Source organism: Rudanella paleaurantiibacter (genome assembly GCF_009184635.1).
Classification (GTDB): Bacteria; Bacteroidota; Bacteroidia; order Cytophagales; family Spirosomataceae; genus Rudanella; species Rudanella paleaurantiibacter.
Map to the genome: position 1 here is coordinate 211,642 of NZ_WELI01000005.1, position 15,851 is coordinate 227,492.

The following is a 15,851-nucleotide window of genomic DNA, read 5'->3' on the forward strand; positions in this document are numbered from 1 at the left end:
TGGGCAGGCGATTAAAACGAAGAGGGTTCTTTACGAGCCGTAGCCTGATTCAGACCTGAGCCTATTTTATCCGGCAAAAACAGGCGACTCTAAGCCCGTCTTTGCCGGTTATCAATCAGGCGTTTGAACAGAAAACCCGTTGGCAACCCCAATAGCAGAGGGTGCTATGGGGCATTGATGGCAATTTGATGCTCGAAAATAAACCGCATGGCCGCCTGATACCCATACTCAGGCCGGGGCGCATAGGCCCAGTAAAGCAACCGGATAGCGAACGACACAAAACCCGACGGAGCCAGCAACGCCAGAGGCTCCATGGTACCGGCATACCCTCTGACGGGACACACGGGCTGCCCAACATGCAAGGCAAAATAAGCCCCAAAATGCCTAAACTGATGGTCGGGAGAGTCGGGGGCGCAGGCAATGGTAGGCGACTGAAACGGATGGAGCGTAGCCGTCGTGGATTCACCGGGCCACAGCATCGGGCACAAGGTCATACACAGACCCAGTACCCAACCCATAACCAGTGTTCCAAACCAACGATGGCCCATAAAGTCTTGTCAAATCGGTTCCAGTCAGTAGCAATCCAGACGCGGGGCATGGCCCCGAACGGTGAAGAATCCGCTTATTTGGGCAGAAAATTTCTGACCCGACCGAGCAACTGCGTCGGTTGCCACCTGCAAAAGTAACGTAAATCGTTCGGGAAACCGGCATTTCTCACCAGATTCGCCGAATTCGGCCCGTGAGTCACTACCGATAAAGTGCGTAGCCGGTTTGTTCGACTACGTATGCATACAAAAAGTCCGGTTTGTTACACGCATGTAACAAACCGGACTTCCAGTTGTATGGTAGGTGACTACACCGAAAGAATATCTTTCTCTTTAGCCACAAATACATCGTCGACACGGGCGATGAACGCATCGGTCAATTTCTGAACCCGCTCTTCGCCCTGCTTCACGGCATCTTCAGATACGCCTTCTTTGGTCAGCTTCCGAATCGAGTCATTGGTGTCTTTGCGAATGTTGCGCACGTTCACTTTGGCCACTTCGATTTCCTGCTTTACTTTCTTGACTAAATCCCGCCGACGTTCTTCGGTCAGGGGCGGAATACTCAGCCGAATCAGCTCGCCGTCGTTTGACGGAGCCAGACCGATGTTTGAGTTACGAATGGCTTTCTCAACCTCACCGATCATTTTTTTCTCAAACGGCTTAATCACAATCGAGCGGGCATCGGGCGTAGTAATTGAGGCCACATTGCCAATAGGCGACATTACGCCGTAGTATTCTACCTGAATGCCGTCGAGCATGGTTGGGCTCGCTTTACCCGCCCGAATTTTTGTCAATTCAATGGAAAGGTGCTTCAACGCCTTCTCCATTGTGTCTTTGGCATCTTCTAAAAATAATTCAATCTCTTCCATTGTAAAACGTTTACAGTCACCGATTATTTGCCTACCGTTTAGCGGGCTCAGGGCTGTCTGTCAACTTAGGCCCTGCCAAAACACCAGTCATCAGAAACTAAGTACTTAGTCAAAATGAAATGTATAATGTACAGTGTAGAATGTGCAACGAACAAGTTGATAATCAACAGAATGAAGCATTAATTACTTCGCATTATTCATTGTACATTCACTAAAGCACCTAATACTACGCAAACCGCTTTAAAGCTATTCATTTGAAATAAGCGTTCCGACATCTTCGCCCGACACCAGTCGGTTCAGATTGCCCGGCTTATTCATATCGAAAACGATGATGGGCAAGTTGTTTTCCCGGCACAGCGTAAACGCTGTCAGGTCCATCACATTGAGCTCTTTCTCGTACACATCGCGGAAACTGATGTGGTTGTAGCGGGTAGCGGTGGGGTCTTTCATGGGGTCAGCCGTGTACACACCATCTACCTTAGTCCCTTTGAGGAGCACGTCGGCTTCGATCTCATTGCCCCGCAAAGCGGCTGTTGAGTCGGTGGTGAAGTAGGGGTTACCCGTTCCGGCACCAAAAATCACGACGCGCTTCTTTTCGAGGTGGCGGATTGCCCGGCGCCGAACGTAAGGCTCGCACACCTGCTCCATCTTGATGGCCGACATCACGCGGGTGTACATGCCGTGCTTTTCGAGCGAACTCTGAATAGCCATAGCGTTGATTACCGTGGCTAACATGCCCATGTAATCGCCCTGCACCCGGTCGATACCAGAACGTTGGCCCGACACCCCCCGGAAGATGTTGCCTCCGCCGATCACGATGGCAACCTCGACGCCCATTTCGACGACCGAGAGGATTTCCTGACTGTATTGTTCGAGAACAGCCGGATCGATATTGTAACCATTGGGGCCAGCAAGTGCCTCTCCGCTTAGCTTAAGCAGAATTCGTTTGTACTTGAGTTGAGAAGACATGGCCGCAAAAATACGTTAAAATTCTATTAGCACTTGATTCTTTTCGACCCGATCTCCTTTGGCAACCCGAATCGCCCGGATGGTTCCCTCACCCGGTGACTTAATCAGGTTTTCCATCTTCATGGCTTCCAGAATCAAAACGGCATCGCCTTTCTTCACTACATCGCCCGGCTGCACGCTCACGCCTACAATGAGGCCCGGCATGGGCGCTTTTATGTCGTTGATTTTAGCCGAAGCGGCCCCGCTCATCCCCATCTGTTCGAGCAACTGATCGAACCGGTCTTTAAGCTGCACGGTGTACAAATGGCCATTGAGGCTCAATTTGACCGCTTTAGCCTCGCTATCAAGTTCAATTAACTCAGCCGTGTACGACCGATCCTGATGCAGAATATGAAACGTATTATCGTTGAGCCGCACCAGATCCCAGGTAAAGGGTTCGCCGTTGACCAGAGGCCCATTGGCCGTAAATTGAATGGAGAAGGGTGCCTCGGTTGCGTCGTTGACGGTGGCTGTAAACATTGGTTCAGGATTTATTCGTCAAATATATACCAAGCAGGCAAACGGCCATACCCGCATACTGCACGGCGTAAATCTGTTCGCCATCTAAAATACCCCATAAGAGGGCAACAATCGGAATCAGATACGTAACTGAAGCGGCAAATAAAGGCGACGCCAGTTGTACCACCCGGTTAAACAGGATAGACATAAGCCCCGAACCCAACACACCCAGCGTAGCTAATGCCAGCAAGGCCAGGTTGTTTTCAGGACGTACCGCCCGCGCCCACACGTCGGTAAACAGGAGAGCTCCGAGGGCAATGAGTCCGATAAAAAAGAAAATCCAGGCCGTAGAGACCAAGGCAGGCATATGCCGGATGTAGCGGCCAATGAGATTGGTATTGATGCCATAGCAAACCGTGGCACCCACCACCAGCAAGGCGTAGGCATTGACGGAGAACTCGCCCGTGGCACTGAAAAAGACGAGCAGTATAGACCCGGCCAAACCCAACAAAATACCGACGGTTTGACGCGTTGGCACCCGGTTTCCGAAAAACAGCGCCCCAATCAGCAGCGTAAACAGCGGGCTTAGCGAATTCAGCGCCCCCGACAGTGAGCTGTTGATATGCGCTCCGGCAATCGCAAATAAATAGGCTGGTAACAGGAACCCCGTAAGCCCAACCGCCAGCAAATACGGCCCCTGCCGACGCACCGAGGTGCGTACGTCGGGCTGCCGGATCTGGTACGCCTGAAACGGTACAAAGAACAGGAATGCCAGAAAAATACGCCCGGCGGCTACCTGCTGCGGGGTGAAGGCAACCAAGCTACGCTTGATGAGAATAAACGAGCTTCCCCAAACAAGGGCCATCGTACATAGGTACACCCAGGCTACAAGGGGGCGCTTTTCGGTCAGTTCAGATACGGGTTTTACCAGCATGGGGTTGTCAGCGTACGGTTGGGGCTGGGCCTTGGAATTACCCGACCAACTCGCCCAGATAATGCTCCTGTACCTCGTTCAGGATACTGAGCAGCTCATCATGCGACTCGGCCACCACCAGCCGCGAACGGAACGGCTTAAAATTTTCCAGACCTTTGAAGTAACTCGTGTAGTGACGGCGCATCTCGAAAATACCCACTTTTTCGCCTTTCCAGCGAATAGAAAAGTCCAGATGCTGCCGGCAAACGGCAACCCGATCGGCCACGGTTGGCACGGGCAGGTGCTCACCCGTTTTGAGAAAATGCTTGATTTCGTTGAAAATCCACGGGTACCCAATGCTGGCCCGGCCAATCATGATGCCATCGACACCATAGCGATTCCGGTATTCGAGGGCTTTTTCGGGGCTATCGATATCCCCATTGCCGAAAATCGGAATCTGAATCCGGGGGTTTTCTTTGATTTTACCGATGAGCGTCCAGTCGGCATCCCCCTTGTACATCTGCACGCGGGTACGCCCGTGTACGGTGAGTGCCTTGATACCGATGTCCTGCAGGCGTTCGGCCACCTCCTGAATATTCTTGGTCGAATCGTCCCAACCGAGTCGGGTTTTTACGGTCACGGGCAGGTGGGTGGCTTTCACCACGGCTTCGGTCATGCGCACCATCTTCGGAATATCCTGCAACAAAGCCGCCCCGGCACCCCGACAGGCTACATTTTTCACAGGGCAACCGTAATTTATATCGATCAGGTCGGGGTTTACCCGGCTGGCAATGCGGGCACACTCGCCCATCGTTTCTACATCAGAGCCAAAAAGCTGAATACCCACCGGGCGCTCATATTCAAAAATATCCAGTTTCTGAACGCTCTTGGCTGCGTCGCGAATGAGCCCTTCCGACGAAATAAACTCGGTGTACATCAGGTCGGCACCGTTGGCCTTACAAACCGCCCGGAATGGCGGATCGCTGACATCCTCCATTGGTGCCAACAGCAACGGAAACTCACCCAGCTCTATATTTGCAATCTTTACCATGTCGTTGTTGAAGCTCGTTTCGACCTCGGCCACCAAACGTCCGCCGGTCCTTTGTCCTGTATCTAAGGTCCAGTATCCAACATCCTGTCCAATTTATAAGTTTAGGCAGGAAGCGGAAAGCCCCGTAAATTTACGACGATTATGCTAACAGATTCTACCCCCACGTCGCATTCGGCCGATTGGTCAGGCGGTCGTCGTCCCGAACGGTCGGCTTTTTCCAGCCTGTTGATCCTGGTAGGCACCATCCTGCTGGGTACCACCGTAGGGGCCCTGCTGGCTATGGGTGCCGCTTTTCTGGTGGGCTTGCTATCGGGCAATACGACCACGCCCGACCTGACAGCCCTGCTTACCAGCCCAACGCGTTACCCTGGTGCCTGGAACACCATCATGCTGATTCAGGCCATTAGCCACGTATTTACGTTTCTGGTGCCTGCGCTGGTATACTGGACCCTGTTTGAGCAACGGCGCGTAGCCGACTTTCAGCTACGGCCGCTTCACGCCGTAGGTGGGCTTAGCATCGTAGCCATTCTGGTGATTGCGTTTATGCCACTAAACGGCCTCATCATCGAATGGAACCAGGCCCTTCAGTTGCCCGAAACGCTGGCCCCTCTGGAGCGCTGGATGCGGGCCAAAGAAGACGAACTGGGCGAGCTTACCAAATACCTGACCCGATTCGATACACCCGCGCAACTGATTATTGCCCTGTTGGTGATTGCCGTGTTGCCCGCTATCGGCGAAGAGGTTCTGTTCCGGGGGGTGCTGCAACGGCGGTTCATCGACTGGCTGGGCGGCAACCCACACCTCGGTATCTGGCTGGCGGCTGCCGTGTTCAGCGCCATTCACATGCAATTTTACGGTTTCTTCCCCCGGTTGCTGCTGGGTGCCCTGTTTGGGTATCTGTACGTGTGGTCGGGCAACATCTGGGTTCCTATTTTGGCCCATTTCGTCAATAATGGGTTTACCGTAGTGATGGTGTATCTGCGCCAGCGTCAGGTGGTTTCCCTCGACATTGAAGACACTCAGTCGGTTCCGGTATCGGCCGCCCTGTTTTCTCTGGCACTGTGTCTGGGATTAATGTATTATTTTCGTCAGTCCAACCAGTCAGAGACGCTGGATAGTAGACGTTAGACAGGATTTTCTTCTATTGTTTTTTATCCACCCTTGCCTCTGACGCCCCAACAATCCATGATCGAAAACTGGGAAAAAGTCCTCAACACGCCCCTGCCCTACCGTGCAGAACTGGCCAAAGCCCTGCTGGCGGAGCACGATATTGAGGCCGTCGTAGTAAATAAAAAGAGTAGTAGTTACCCACCTTTCGGCAGTGTAGATGTGTATGTTCCGACAGAACACGCTATCATTGCCAAATTGTTAGTTTCTGCTGAATTTAACGATTCTCCGCCCGAAGATCTCGAATAAATCCGCTGTGGAGCCGTTTATCACCGTTTTTCTTTTCCGGTATTTGTCGGACATTTCACCCATTTCCGAACAAATAGTTTCAGTAATTTTTCAGTAGGTCGTATCTTGCTATCTGAAGAGGATAGCGATGAAGAAGACCACGTTCGATGTCGAGTTGGCCGACGCCCCTGGCCGTGACGGGCTGTACCGGGTACGAATTCGTATCTACCAGCCCGGCGAAGCGATGGGCCGAACCACTACGGCGATTGCGTTGCCTAAACGGGACTGGAATACGAAGAAGAAATACGGGTTCTGGGTACGTACGTCTCATCCTGATCATGCCAGTCTCAACAGCGACATTGAAGTGGCCCTCAAACGCGTGCGTGAGCAGGTCGAGAGCTGGCAGAGTGAAAATCCGGCCATCACGCCCCGGCAATGCACAGACCGGTTTCGTCAACTGGCGAAACTCCCCGCCGATCAACGGGCAGCCGGGGGCGCTCCCCTACTCGATCTGATGCGACAGGCTGTCCGCAGCCGAGGCACCCAGATTTCCCCTGCTACCCGGCAGAACCGGCTTGACCACATTCGCAACTTCGAAGGGTATCTGAAAACCCGGCCCGAGGGCGTGCAGATGCCCCAGGCGGCTTTGACCCCTGAACTTATACGAGGCTTTCAACGGCATATGACGGCGAGCGGTAACAAACCTTCGTCGGTCAATAATGCTCTGTTTGCCTTCCGGGCTGCCTATCACGATCTACTGGGTGAGCAGGGCGTTGCCAAAAAAGCCCGCATGACGGTCAGCCCCTTCGTCCACGTAGACGCCCTGACGGAGGAAAAACGCACGATCCAGCGACTTCGGGAGAAAGACCTCGACGCCCTGCGCCCCGACGAATGGGTACTCTGGGAGAAAGGAGCCGCCCGCCGGGGCCGTTATCCAGTCGGGCCGGGGCTGATTCCGGCCGTGGAGGGCTGGGCCCGTTGGTGCTATCTGGCCTGTTACTATCAAGCCGGCATGCGGATCGGCGACCTGATCCGGTCGCGGTACGAGTGGTACGAGTGCGACGAAGGCGGCCTCCCCGTTCGGCTGGCATACCAAATGCTTAAAAACGGGAAGTGGATTCGGATTCCGCTATCAAAAACCGCGCAGGCTCACCTGGCTGTTATCTGGCGCAAAGGGGCGAGCCCTACCGAGTACCTGTTGCCCTTTCTCGACCCGCAAGCCCCCTACGCCAAGGCCCGCACCCGCCAGCAGATCCGGGCCCTGCCCGAAGCCTTGGCCGACCAGTTGACCAACACCGTCCGGACCATTGCCAGCAACCTCAACCAGAAGCTACACGACATCGGCTGGAAGGAGCTGGGCTTACCCGAAGACGTGCGGCTGAAGATGCACTCCGCCCGTCACTCACTGGCCGATAAGGTACGTCGGGCCATGAAAGTCGACAAACGCATCGGCCCCACCGACGCCCGCGACCTGCTGGGCCACTCGACGTTTAAAACGACCGAGGGCTACTTTGATGATCTGGATCAGGAGAGCCTGGACAGCGCAGCTTCGGCGGTTTATGAAGTTTAAATCAAACTACTTAAACGCCGAAACTACGCTGAACTTAATGCCTGACAACAAACAGTACATACTTATTACTAACCAGTCAAAAGCTTGTTATCAAACTAGAGACTCGGTCTTTACTTTAACATAAAAACACAATCCTGTAAGATGAATTACACCAATCAATGCCTCTGAGCAGCTTTCCTTTTCTCTGCTTCCATTCGTTTCATTGTTAGTGAAAAGTGATGCATCTGACCGAACGTAAATACATTAGAGACTAGATTTGGAATGATAAAAAGCCCCCATAATCCAAGAAACGACAAAACGGATGTAACGACAATATTGACCGAATTGGCAAGGAGCCTTTCACAAGGATCAAATTTTAGTTGAATAACAAAGTTGACAAAAAATGCACTTATGAATGCGCCTATCTGAATGAGAATCGCAAAGGCGAAAATACCACTCAGTTGTTGAAAAATTGACGTGCTCTTTTTTGGACTTTTCCGAGTCATGGATTGAAGTAGATCACTGTTACCAAACCCAACAATCAACGCATACCCGCCTAAATTGAAGCCAAGCAAATTTGGAAAAATTGCAATAATCTGAGTAGCCAAGAGAAGAACCACATCGTAATATTGTTTTTCAAAGAAATAAGTCATTATCAGCAGTATAACTGAGCACAGTATACTCAACCAAAATGGTTTTGACTCTCTTATCTCGTTGTAATCGTAAGAGTAGAAAATCCCCTTGAACCCAAAAGGATGATCTTTTCTAATTTGCTCAAGTTCATTCGTCATTGCTTCTGTATCGTTGTTTTACCTCCATAAATATAACATTTTTTAGTTGATCTTCATTCGGCGCAACTGACTTAATTCTCTCAGGGTGGTTCTTAGTGATAATCTTCTTTGCCCGACCTCTTTCGTCTCTGATTTTAGCCTCAACTTCACCATTCTCGACTGCTAAATCTAACCCCCCTTTGATGAGAGTGGTTTGTAAATTTATCGTATCGTGTTTTTCAGATTCGAAAGAAAAATCAGCGACCATTATGTTTGATTCCTTCAGCTGCTGGTCCAACCATTCTGCAGCTGCATCCCCTATATCATCAGAATTTGTGTATGACACACTAATGAAGAGTTTCTCCACAGATTTAGCTCGATAAATCTCATCATAAACATCCTTTGACTGCTGTATAATAACCGCAAAATCTTCACCAGGGCGCAATACATTTTTTATGGCTTTTGTGAAAAAATCTTGGGCATTTTTAACAGTAAATTCTGGTGATAGTTTTACGGCAAAGCGGTGAGCTTGTGGGATAAATACATAATCTGTCTCTTGCCGATTAGGGTATAGCCCATTTTCAATATCCATATCAGCTATTTCCCGTGTGTTAATATTCACCCATTTGTTATTTTCCAAGTTTGAAAACCGGGTGATCTTCCCGTAGTAAAACTCTTCTGATCCTATAGACTCTGGATTCATCGTCCTTAAAAAAGCACGCTTTCCTCTACCTATATCTTCTATAATTTTACCTTCGTAGATGTCCCGCATAATTTCTTTATATGCCTCCTCCCCCTTTCGCGTGTCTGAAATGAGTTTAATATTGAGGATCATATATGTAAACGGAAGAGGTCTCTTTCTCTTTAGTTTTTCTTTTGTTAAAAACGCCATAATAAGTTGAAGAAAATCAGCGGCAATTAATGCCTGGTTTAATGGTTAAAAAAAGCAACTCTGGGTTATCAGTCAAAAAGCTTCGTATCAAAGGGTTTGCGCTATAAGAGGGGAAATTTATGCTTCGTTGATACAATCTTAAGCAACGGTTACTGCCTCGAACGCACATATCCACTAATCAAGAAGGGACTAAAATCTTAACTACGATCTTTACTCTGATTCTGAGGATGTAGTCTAGATTTCAAATTAATCGTCGTTATTTTTCATTCGATCTAAAAGAGGAGTTCTTATCAATGGAATTGAGAGCTTTCAGGATAGACGTATAAACTCAAGGTGCCATTCGTTTGAAATGGTAAACATGATAAACGCGCCGACCAGCAGGCCCACCGGGCTGTTCTTCGTTAATGAAGTTCACCATCTCCCAGCCCTGTTGGCCCAAGCGGTTAAGCTCATACTCTTCCTGCGAGGGCCCGTGACCAGCCCGTAATTCATAGCCCCAGATCTTGTATTGCCACCGAACGGCCGGAGCAGCCTGGGGCTCAACCTTTGCGTATGCATAGAAAGCCAGACCAGCGATCAGTATAAGCGCGAGAACAATCTTCGTGTTCATGTGTTTTTGTGCCCAAAAACGCGAATAAACAAAACGGTTACAACGGGAAAATTCCCGTATTTATGACCGGAAAACCACGGGGTGTATTTTGATTATGTAGATGCCTATTGCCTTTGGTTCGAATTATCCACTCGACACAAACCTCGGCACCGTTATTTACCGGGAACGAAACTGTTTAGAACAATGGAGACGGCCCAACGACACCATACCCCAAGCGAAGCCGGCCGGGAGCCCGTAACGGCGAGCGAAACGTCAAAAGAAGAAGCATTTGGCAGCAACCCCTTTATTGACTCCCATTATGTGGAGCGGCTTCAGGCTCTGGAGAGTCAAACAAGACCAACTGCTGTATCTGATAAGCCCCTGTTAGCATAGGCCCACCCATTGCTACCCCTCGGCTATACGTGCAGACCAGGTATAAATCTTTGGCGTTGAATATGGCCACCACATGCTCCCCGTTAGAGGGCGCTATCTCCCCCACGGTGTCGGTTTCTGTACGACCATTTCGGTTGAAGGTTATCGAATAGATTCGTGCATCGGAAATCTGATGCCCCTGAGATCGGACAAACTCCTTAATTTGCCCGTACACTCGTTCGGCTTGCTCTTCATCGCTGGCGGCCGGTAAAAAGAATTTCATAGTGTGGTCGGGTTATACTGTCTATATCATTACTCCCATGAAACATTTCCGAGACCTCTCGATCTGGGGTCAGCTCTGGCGCACCCTGCAATGGCTAATCCTGTTAGGAGCCCTGCTGTGCCTCAATATCTATGTTTGGTACCGGTGGCTTACCGAACCGAATACGTAAGCTTTTGTGCAGCTACCGCATCAGCTATCAAACGAGCTACACGGTCTAACTCAAGGAACACGATACGATGAACCGTCATATTGGTATTCCGGTATTCGGCTGGAATAGGAGTCCCAGAGGTCGTTACCCCAGCGTACGAAAAGGACATATGTGGCTGGATAGTAGCGCTCATTCGGATGGTATTATTCTTCACAAAAGCCTTAATTACCATACCATGCTGGGGGTTATTTGGTGCTGACCGCTCATCGGTAACAATTGAGCCAAATTCACGATCAGCTTTTACGGTGTACCCTTCTTCGGTCAGAATCTGACCTACAGTCGTAAATAGATTGTCGGCACCACTAATCAAGGTAATTGTATTAGCACCCTTAAATGGCTCAGAGTCGCCCGCAGGCCGAACCCGCTCACGGCTTTGATTTGGATCAGGGTAGGCCGGATCTTGTGCAACCGACGCGTCGATGATACCAAAAACCAGAAAGAGAATGAGTAGCTCTTTTAACATAGAGATCAATCAAGTATTTTAAAATCTACATTACGCTTTCCATTTACGCTCCACAGATACGATATTATAAATCTCATATACCTCTGACAAGCGAACTTCAAAATCAGGGTAGGCCTCTTTATCAGGGTTGGTTGAAGCACAGGTAATGATTCCCTCTTCTACGTTGTGGGCCGTGATACGCTTAATGATTACCCCGTCTTGATGCACGATCAGGTAATCCTTGAAGCGGTGCAAATGAAACTTCGTGTTCCAAAGGGTTTTGTCTATACTCCGCCCCACCACAATATCTCCAGCACAAATCGCATCGCGTCGGTCGCTATCCATACTGTCGCCCACCACCTCAAAAGCCCGGTATTTACCAGTATGGCGTTTGGCAACTACAATTGAATGTTTCGGCAATTCTTCAATAAATTCTGGGTCTTTCCAACCAGCCAGATAGCCAGCCTGGGCAAACTCGTCAACGAGGGGAATGGTCATTAACACCCGACCATCACTCAGTTCTCTGAATTCACTACCGGCCCAATTAAAGGCAACATCTCCTTCGTTTACGACAGCGATTGGCTTTGCTTCATCACGGGCAACAACAGCCGGATTTTTTTCCGCCAGAATGCTTTCCCCCAAAGGGAAGCTTCCACCGTAGAAAGTATGACCGGGTTTAACCCTATTCAAAAAGGTTGGCCCGACACCTTCCAAAATAAATCGACTGGACAGGTGATATAAATCCTCCATTTTTCGGAGGAAACTTTCTGAAACAGCCTGCTTCGCGTTGATATACTTGTTCACAATAGAACGCTCATATCCCAGCTTTTCAGCGATCTCAGTTTGATTCCAATTCTTTTGGGCAAAGACAGTCTGGAGCCGACTGGCCGCCCTTATTTGCTCAGGCGTCAGTGGTTTTGCCATGGATAATGTCGAATGTGTAGATAGCATTGAAAAAAAATGTTGAGTGTCCTGTTGACAAATATCCCAATATATCGCTACCTTTGTTCACAATGTTTCCACAAACGGTTTAACAACGTTTGTAATAATGGCAATTTAACGGACAAACGGTAATTAACAAGGCTATGAAGTACAATTTCAAAGACTTACGCAAACGCGTTAAGGGCATTGAAGGAGGCTATGGCGCTGTTAGTAAGGAATTAGGCGTTACAGATCAACGTCTTAGGACAATACTAAGCGGAACAACCCACCCAAGAGAGTCCACAATGATGCGACTAAACAAAGCCCTGAAGAAGCTTGAACAGGCACGTGACCAGCAGCGAGAAGAGCATGCTGAAATTTTTTTGCCCTAACCTGTGCCATTTATCACAATTATCACAACTGTGTGCCATGCAACTCCAATTTGACGACGTTACACTCAATGTTCGCGCCCATCAGGTACATGAATGGGCCATTACGACGGCCGAGGTTGCTGCTGGTTTTGGAGTGACCCCCGAAGCTATCCGTTCCCATAAGTCCCGCAACTCAGATGAGTTGCTCGAAGGGAAGCACTTTGTCAGCGTTGCAAACTGCAACGCGGTAGGAAATCAGGCAGATACGTGGTGGACGAAAAAGGGAGTCGTTAGGCTGGGCTTTTTGATCAAATCCGAACGAGCCAAACGGTTTCGAGACTGGGCCGAAGACTTAGTAGTAAAAACCATTGACAAAGCCAACGAGCAACCGCGCGCCCTTCCCTCCTACCAGATTGAAGACCCGATTCAACGCGCCGAGCAGTGGATTCGTGAGCAGAAAGAAAAGCAGGCTCTTGTATTCGAGAATGCCGAATTGAAGCCCCAGGCTGAGTATGCTCAAAAGGTGCTACTGAGCGAATCAACCCTTACGACTACCAAGATTGCTCAGGAGCTGGGTTATACAGCGCAAGCCCTTAACCGGATTCTGGCAGAAAAAGGGATTCAGTATAAGCAATCGGGAATCTGGAATCTGACCCGCGCCTACAACGGCAAAGGATACGCCAAGCTTTCCACCTTTTACCGGACAGGCAGCGATGGTACCCCACGCACCGAACACAATCTGGTTTGGACCGAAGCTGGTCGGCAGTTTATCCACTCGCTTCTGAACCCAGCATTCACGGCTACCCCCGCTAATCAACTTACAGCCAACGCCTAATGAGCGAGCCATCCCCCAACCCCTTCGATGCCCTTACGCAGCTACCGCAGTTGGTGGCCACGATGGAGGGCCTGATCGACACTTACGCCCAGCGGCTGACCGAGGCCGAGGCCCGCAGGCCTATGAACCGCCAGGAGGTACTCCAGTACCTGCGCGTGTCTGACCGCCAGCTGCTCGAATACCGCCGTCGGGGTCTGCCCTGCTACGGCTCCGGTAAGAGCATTCTGTTTCTCAAAAATGAAGTCGATGCGTGGCTGGCCCAGCGCCGGGTCAATCGCCACACCCGATAAAAGAAAACCCCGGCTATTGCAGTAGCCAGGGCCTATAGTTCACTCAAAAACCATTTTTAACACCGCAAAGCTATGGAAGCTAATCCAACCAAGCAAGTACCCGCTACGCCGGGCCGCTCCGGCGTACCGGTCGCCACGCTGCCCCTCAGCATGCCTATCGGCGAGATGACACCCGAACAAGCCGGTTACACGGCCCTGCACCTGTTGGCCTACATGAACAAAAGCCAGCTCACGGCCGCAGCCGGGTTTCTGCCCGAATACGCCGATGCCGAGGGCTTCGACACGACCGCTCTGACCGCGATGGCCGCTAAACTCCGCTACTTCGCCGAAACGCTCGAAAAGAGCGCCAAGGGCAAAGCCACCGCTGAGGTGATGATCTACGGCCGCGATGGTGTCACCCGCCACGGGGTAAAGCTGGTCGCATCCGAATACGTCCGCTATGACTATGCCAACAACGCCCATTGGAACGAATTGAACGAGGTTGTTGGCAATGCCACCGCAGCCCGCAAAGTTCACGAACGCTACCTCGACACCTGCCCTCATGAAGGCCGGGTACGAGTAGACGAACAAACCGGTGAGGCCGTACGCGATTACCCGCCCGTGCGCATCGCTCAGGACATCATCAAAGCCACCATCCTGTAAGATGTTTACGCCCGCCCCCTACGCCATCGCACACGCCCCGGAGCCCGGCCTGATGCTCGTAGAAGCAGCCCCTCAGCACGAGGGGCCCGCTCTCCCCCTCGACTGTCGGCAGACCTACAAAGCCCTGCTCGACAAGCTGACCCGCACCCAGACCCAGATCGACAGTATCGACTACGGCCCCTTCACCGGCTTGATGATTCAATTCTCAATATACGGTGATTGGTGGGGTGCGTTCCCCTGCACACTACTTAGCATTGACCAAAGTAGCGGCCGGGTTCGCCTGTTTGTAACAGTCCAAGACCTGATGAAACATCACGCATTCTGGAACGAGATGGGCCTATGAACTACCCCCAGCCCGGTCAGAACCGCCCCCAAGGCTGGGGTGCTGACTTCATCCACCTCCTCATTCTGCTGCTTTTGCTGGTAGCTCTGGGCTACACAATCAGACGGTACCAGGCCGTTGTTGGCGACCCTAATAAACTTCGTTCAAATCCATCTTTATTCCAATCGAAATAAACGTCATGACTGCAATAGCTTCAGCTGAATCACACATCGGCTTCAATAAGGCCACAATGAAGACTTCTAAAGAAAGCCAGGATCAGGAATCACCAACCAACCCAGTCCCTGAGCTTAAGACGATGTTTGATCTGTCTCTCGGTCTGGTTGGTGGAGACGGTGGATCAAGTGCCTTCCTCGTGGTTCAAGCCTTGCTCGACTATCAGGAGACATTGATCGAGAACCTGATGGATGCCCAGGCCGACCCCGATTGGTCTTCTTATGCCCTTGAAACGAGAGACCAGTTGTGCGAAACCAAAAGTCTCCTCTACACCATCATCGAGGCCATGGACGATGCGAACAGACACAACATGCGAGTAGCTCGGCAACTCAGAGATCCCCACCACTTCGAGCTATCTGAGCAAAAGCTTGAAGAGTTCAAAAAGGATCGAGCCGCCAAACACCGGCTTAAATACCACAACTTCTAAGCCATCATTTCTTCTCACTTGCCTACGGGCACCAAATCACTAACAGTCATGCCACAAATCGCAAATAACCCATCTACTCAATCCGAGTCTCACAACGACTATAAAGGTCCGTTTCACCCGGCTTGCCTCTCCCCAAACCTTAACATCTGGGATGTTCTCAGCAATCCAGATGACATCGAAAAGATGCGACAAACCCTTCGGGGGTGGTTTCTGACGGCAGTGCAAAACCCCGATGCGGCCACGGGTGGTGCAAACGTACCAGATAGCTGCCTGTACTATGAAATGCTTGACGACTTGCTCGGAGATGCCCAGAAGATTCACCGTTCAGAGCCCAACTTGGTACTAAATCCGGTGCACGTACAGATTAATCCGATTGGTACAGTCATGTACTGAGATGCTATGCCCTATCACTTTCCCCCCAGTGTACGACGCGCTGGGGGGGCTTATTCTGCCCACCTCTGATT

The 15,851-nt window shown here is 50.7% G+C and carries 23 protein-coding genes; 11 read left to right on the plus strand and 12 right to left on the minus strand.

Going from position 1 to position 15,851, the window contains the following annotated elements; genetic code table 11:
- Window positions 1-164 precede the first annotated feature (164 nt).
- From F5984_RS13025 to dusB, 6 genes are all read right to left on the minus strand, one after another.
- Window positions 165-548, minus strand: coding sequence for a hypothetical protein (locus F5984_RS13025; protein ID WP_152124709.1), 384 nt, complete (start codon window positions 546-548; stop codon window positions 165-167).
- A 305-nt stretch (window positions 549-853) separates the two neighbouring features.
- Window positions 854-1,414 (minus strand): ribosome recycling factor, encoded by a 561-nt coding sequence (gene frr, locus F5984_RS13030; RefSeq protein WP_019986506.1) that lies wholly within the window; start codon window positions 1,412-1,414, stop codon window positions 854-856.
- Between the two features lie 246 nt (window positions 1,415-1,660).
- The gene (pyrH, locus tag F5984_RS13035; RefSeq protein WP_152124710.1) at window positions 1,661-2,383 is read right to left on the minus strand and encodes a UMP kinase; all 723 of its coding nucleotides are present in this window, start codon (window positions 2,381-2,383) and stop codon (window positions 1,661-1,663) included.
- A 15-nt stretch (window positions 2,384-2,398) separates the two neighbouring features.
- Window positions 2,399-2,902, minus strand: coding sequence for an acetyl-CoA carboxylase biotin carboxyl carrier protein subunit (locus F5984_RS13040; protein WP_152124711.1), 504 nt, complete (start codon window positions 2,900-2,902; stop codon window positions 2,399-2,401).
- 4 nt (window positions 2,903-2,906) lie between these two features.
- Window positions 2,907-3,815 carry a DMT family transporter gene (locus tag F5984_RS13045; RefSeq protein WP_152124712.1) on the minus strand — a complete coding sequence of 303 codons (909 nt, stop codon included), beginning with the start codon at window positions 3,813-3,815 and terminating at the stop codon, window positions 2,907-2,909.
- Between the two features lie 37 nt (window positions 3,816-3,852).
- Window positions 3,853-4,845 carry a tRNA dihydrouridine synthase DusB gene (gene dusB, locus F5984_RS13050; protein WP_152124713.1) on the minus strand — a complete coding sequence of 331 codons (993 nt, stop codon included), beginning with the start codon at window positions 4,843-4,845 and terminating at the stop codon, window positions 3,853-3,855.
- A gap of 141 nt (window positions 4,846-4,986) precedes the next feature.
- Between dusB and F5984_RS13055 the strand changes: the two genes are divergently transcribed.
- The 3 genes from F5984_RS13055 to F5984_RS13065 all read left to right on the plus strand — a co-directional run bounded on the left by F5984_RS13055 (window position 4,987) and on the right by F5984_RS13065 (window position 7,810).
- A complete protein-coding gene (locus tag F5984_RS13055; protein ID WP_152124714.1) occupies window positions 4,987-5,973 on the plus strand; it encodes a CPBP family intramembrane glutamic endopeptidase in 987 nt (328 codons plus the stop codon).
- A 57-nt stretch (window positions 5,974-6,030) separates the two neighbouring features.
- Entirely contained in the window at window positions 6,031-6,261 is a 231-nt protein-coding gene (locus tag F5984_RS13060) for a putative signal transducing protein (RefSeq protein ID WP_019986500.1), read from the plus strand.
- Window positions 6,262-6,388: 127 nt separating this feature from the next.
- Window positions 6,389-7,810 carry a tyrosine-type recombinase/integrase gene (locus tag F5984_RS13065; RefSeq protein WP_152124715.1) on the plus strand — a complete coding sequence of 474 codons (1,422 nt, stop codon included), beginning with the start codon at window positions 6,389-6,391 and terminating at the stop codon, window positions 7,808-7,810.
- Between the two features lie 155 nt (window positions 7,811-7,965).
- Here F5984_RS13065 and F5984_RS13070 read toward each other — a convergent pair whose 3' ends face one another.
- The 4 genes from F5984_RS13070 to F5984_RS13085 all read right to left on the minus strand — a co-directional run bounded on the left by F5984_RS13070 (window position 7,966) and on the right by F5984_RS13085 (window position 10,695).
- Window positions 7,966-8,580 (minus strand): hypothetical protein, encoded by a 615-nt coding sequence (locus F5984_RS13070; protein WP_152124716.1) that lies wholly within the window; start codon window positions 8,578-8,580, stop codon window positions 7,966-7,968.
- The gene (locus tag F5984_RS13075; RefSeq protein WP_185155504.1) at window positions 8,570-9,394 is read right to left on the minus strand and encodes a DUF4747 family protein; all 825 of its coding nucleotides are present in this window, start codon (window positions 9,392-9,394) and stop codon (window positions 8,570-8,572) included. Before F5984_RS13075 ends, F5984_RS13070 begins: the two co-directional genes overlap by 11 nt.
- 385 nt (window positions 9,395-9,779) lie before the next feature.
- Complete coding sequence (locus tag F5984_RS13080; protein ID WP_019986496.1) at window positions 9,780-10,061, minus strand: hypothetical protein; 282 nt, start codon at window positions 10,059-10,061, stop codon at window positions 9,780-9,782.
- A 283-nt stretch (window positions 10,062-10,344) separates the two neighbouring features.
- Window positions 10,345-10,695 carry a hypothetical protein gene (locus tag F5984_RS13085; protein WP_152124718.1) on the minus strand — a complete coding sequence of 117 codons (351 nt, stop codon included), beginning with the start codon at window positions 10,693-10,695 and terminating at the stop codon, window positions 10,345-10,347.
- A 37-nt stretch (window positions 10,696-10,732) separates the two neighbouring features.
- On the opposite strand from F5984_RS13085, the gene F5984_RS26910 reads away from it, so the two are divergent.
- The gene (locus tag F5984_RS26910; RefSeq protein WP_262884511.1) at window positions 10,733-10,864 is read left to right on the plus strand and encodes a hypothetical protein; all 132 of its coding nucleotides are present in this window, start codon (window positions 10,733-10,735) and stop codon (window positions 10,862-10,864) included.
- Here F5984_RS26910 and F5984_RS13090 read toward each other — a convergent pair.
- Both F5984_RS13090 and F5984_RS13095 read right to left on the minus strand, forming a co-directional pair.
- Window positions 10,845-11,366 (minus strand): hypothetical protein, encoded by a 522-nt coding sequence (locus F5984_RS13090; RefSeq protein ID WP_152124719.1) that lies wholly within the window; start codon window positions 11,364-11,366, stop codon window positions 10,845-10,847. The genes F5984_RS26910 and F5984_RS13090 overlap by 20 nt on opposite strands.
- A gap of 30 nt (window positions 11,367-11,396) precedes the next feature.
- Window positions 11,397-12,269: a LexA family transcriptional regulator gene (locus F5984_RS13095; RefSeq protein ID WP_185155505.1), complete on the minus strand. Its 873-nt coding sequence runs from the start codon at window positions 12,267-12,269 to the stop codon at window positions 11,397-11,399.
- Between the two features lie 161 nt (window positions 12,270-12,430).
- On the opposite strand from F5984_RS13095, the gene F5984_RS13100 reads away from it, so the two are divergent.
- From F5984_RS13100 to F5984_RS13130, 7 genes are all read left to right on the plus strand, one after another.
- Window positions 12,431-12,658, plus strand: a complete 228-nt coding sequence (locus tag F5984_RS13100) for a hypothetical protein (protein ID WP_152124721.1) — start codon at window positions 12,431-12,433, stop codon at window positions 12,656-12,658.
- A 37-nt stretch (window positions 12,659-12,695) separates the two neighbouring features.
- Window positions 12,696-13,472 carry a phage antirepressor KilAC domain-containing protein gene (locus F5984_RS13105; protein WP_185155506.1) on the plus strand — a complete coding sequence of 259 codons (777 nt, stop codon included), beginning with the start codon at window positions 12,696-12,698 and terminating at the stop codon, window positions 13,470-13,472.
- A complete protein-coding gene (locus tag F5984_RS13110; RefSeq protein WP_152124723.1) occupies window positions 13,472-13,762 on the plus strand; it encodes a helix-turn-helix domain-containing protein in 291 nt (96 codons plus the stop codon). The genes F5984_RS13105 and F5984_RS13110 overlap by 1 nt, the downstream gene beginning before the upstream one ends.
- A gap of 72 nt (window positions 13,763-13,834) precedes the next feature.
- Complete coding sequence (locus F5984_RS13115; protein WP_152124724.1) at window positions 13,835-14,404, plus strand: hypothetical protein; 570 nt, start codon at window positions 13,835-13,837, stop codon at window positions 14,402-14,404.
- Between the two features lies 1 nt (window position 14,405).
- Window positions 14,406-14,747, plus strand: coding sequence for a hypothetical protein (locus F5984_RS13120; RefSeq protein ID WP_152124725.1), 342 nt, complete (start codon window positions 14,406-14,408; stop codon window positions 14,745-14,747).
- A gap of 178 nt (window positions 14,748-14,925) precedes the next feature.
- On the plus strand, window positions 14,926-15,387 hold the full coding sequence (locus tag F5984_RS13125) for a hypothetical protein (protein ID WP_152124726.1): 462 nt from the start codon (window positions 14,926-14,928) through the stop codon (window positions 15,385-15,387).
- A gap of 183 nt (window positions 15,388-15,570) precedes the next feature.
- Window positions 15,571-15,780, plus strand: a complete 210-nt coding sequence (locus F5984_RS13130; RefSeq protein WP_152124727.1) for a hypothetical protein — start codon at window positions 15,571-15,573, stop codon at window positions 15,778-15,780.
- Window positions 15,781-15,851: the final 71 nt, after the last annotated feature.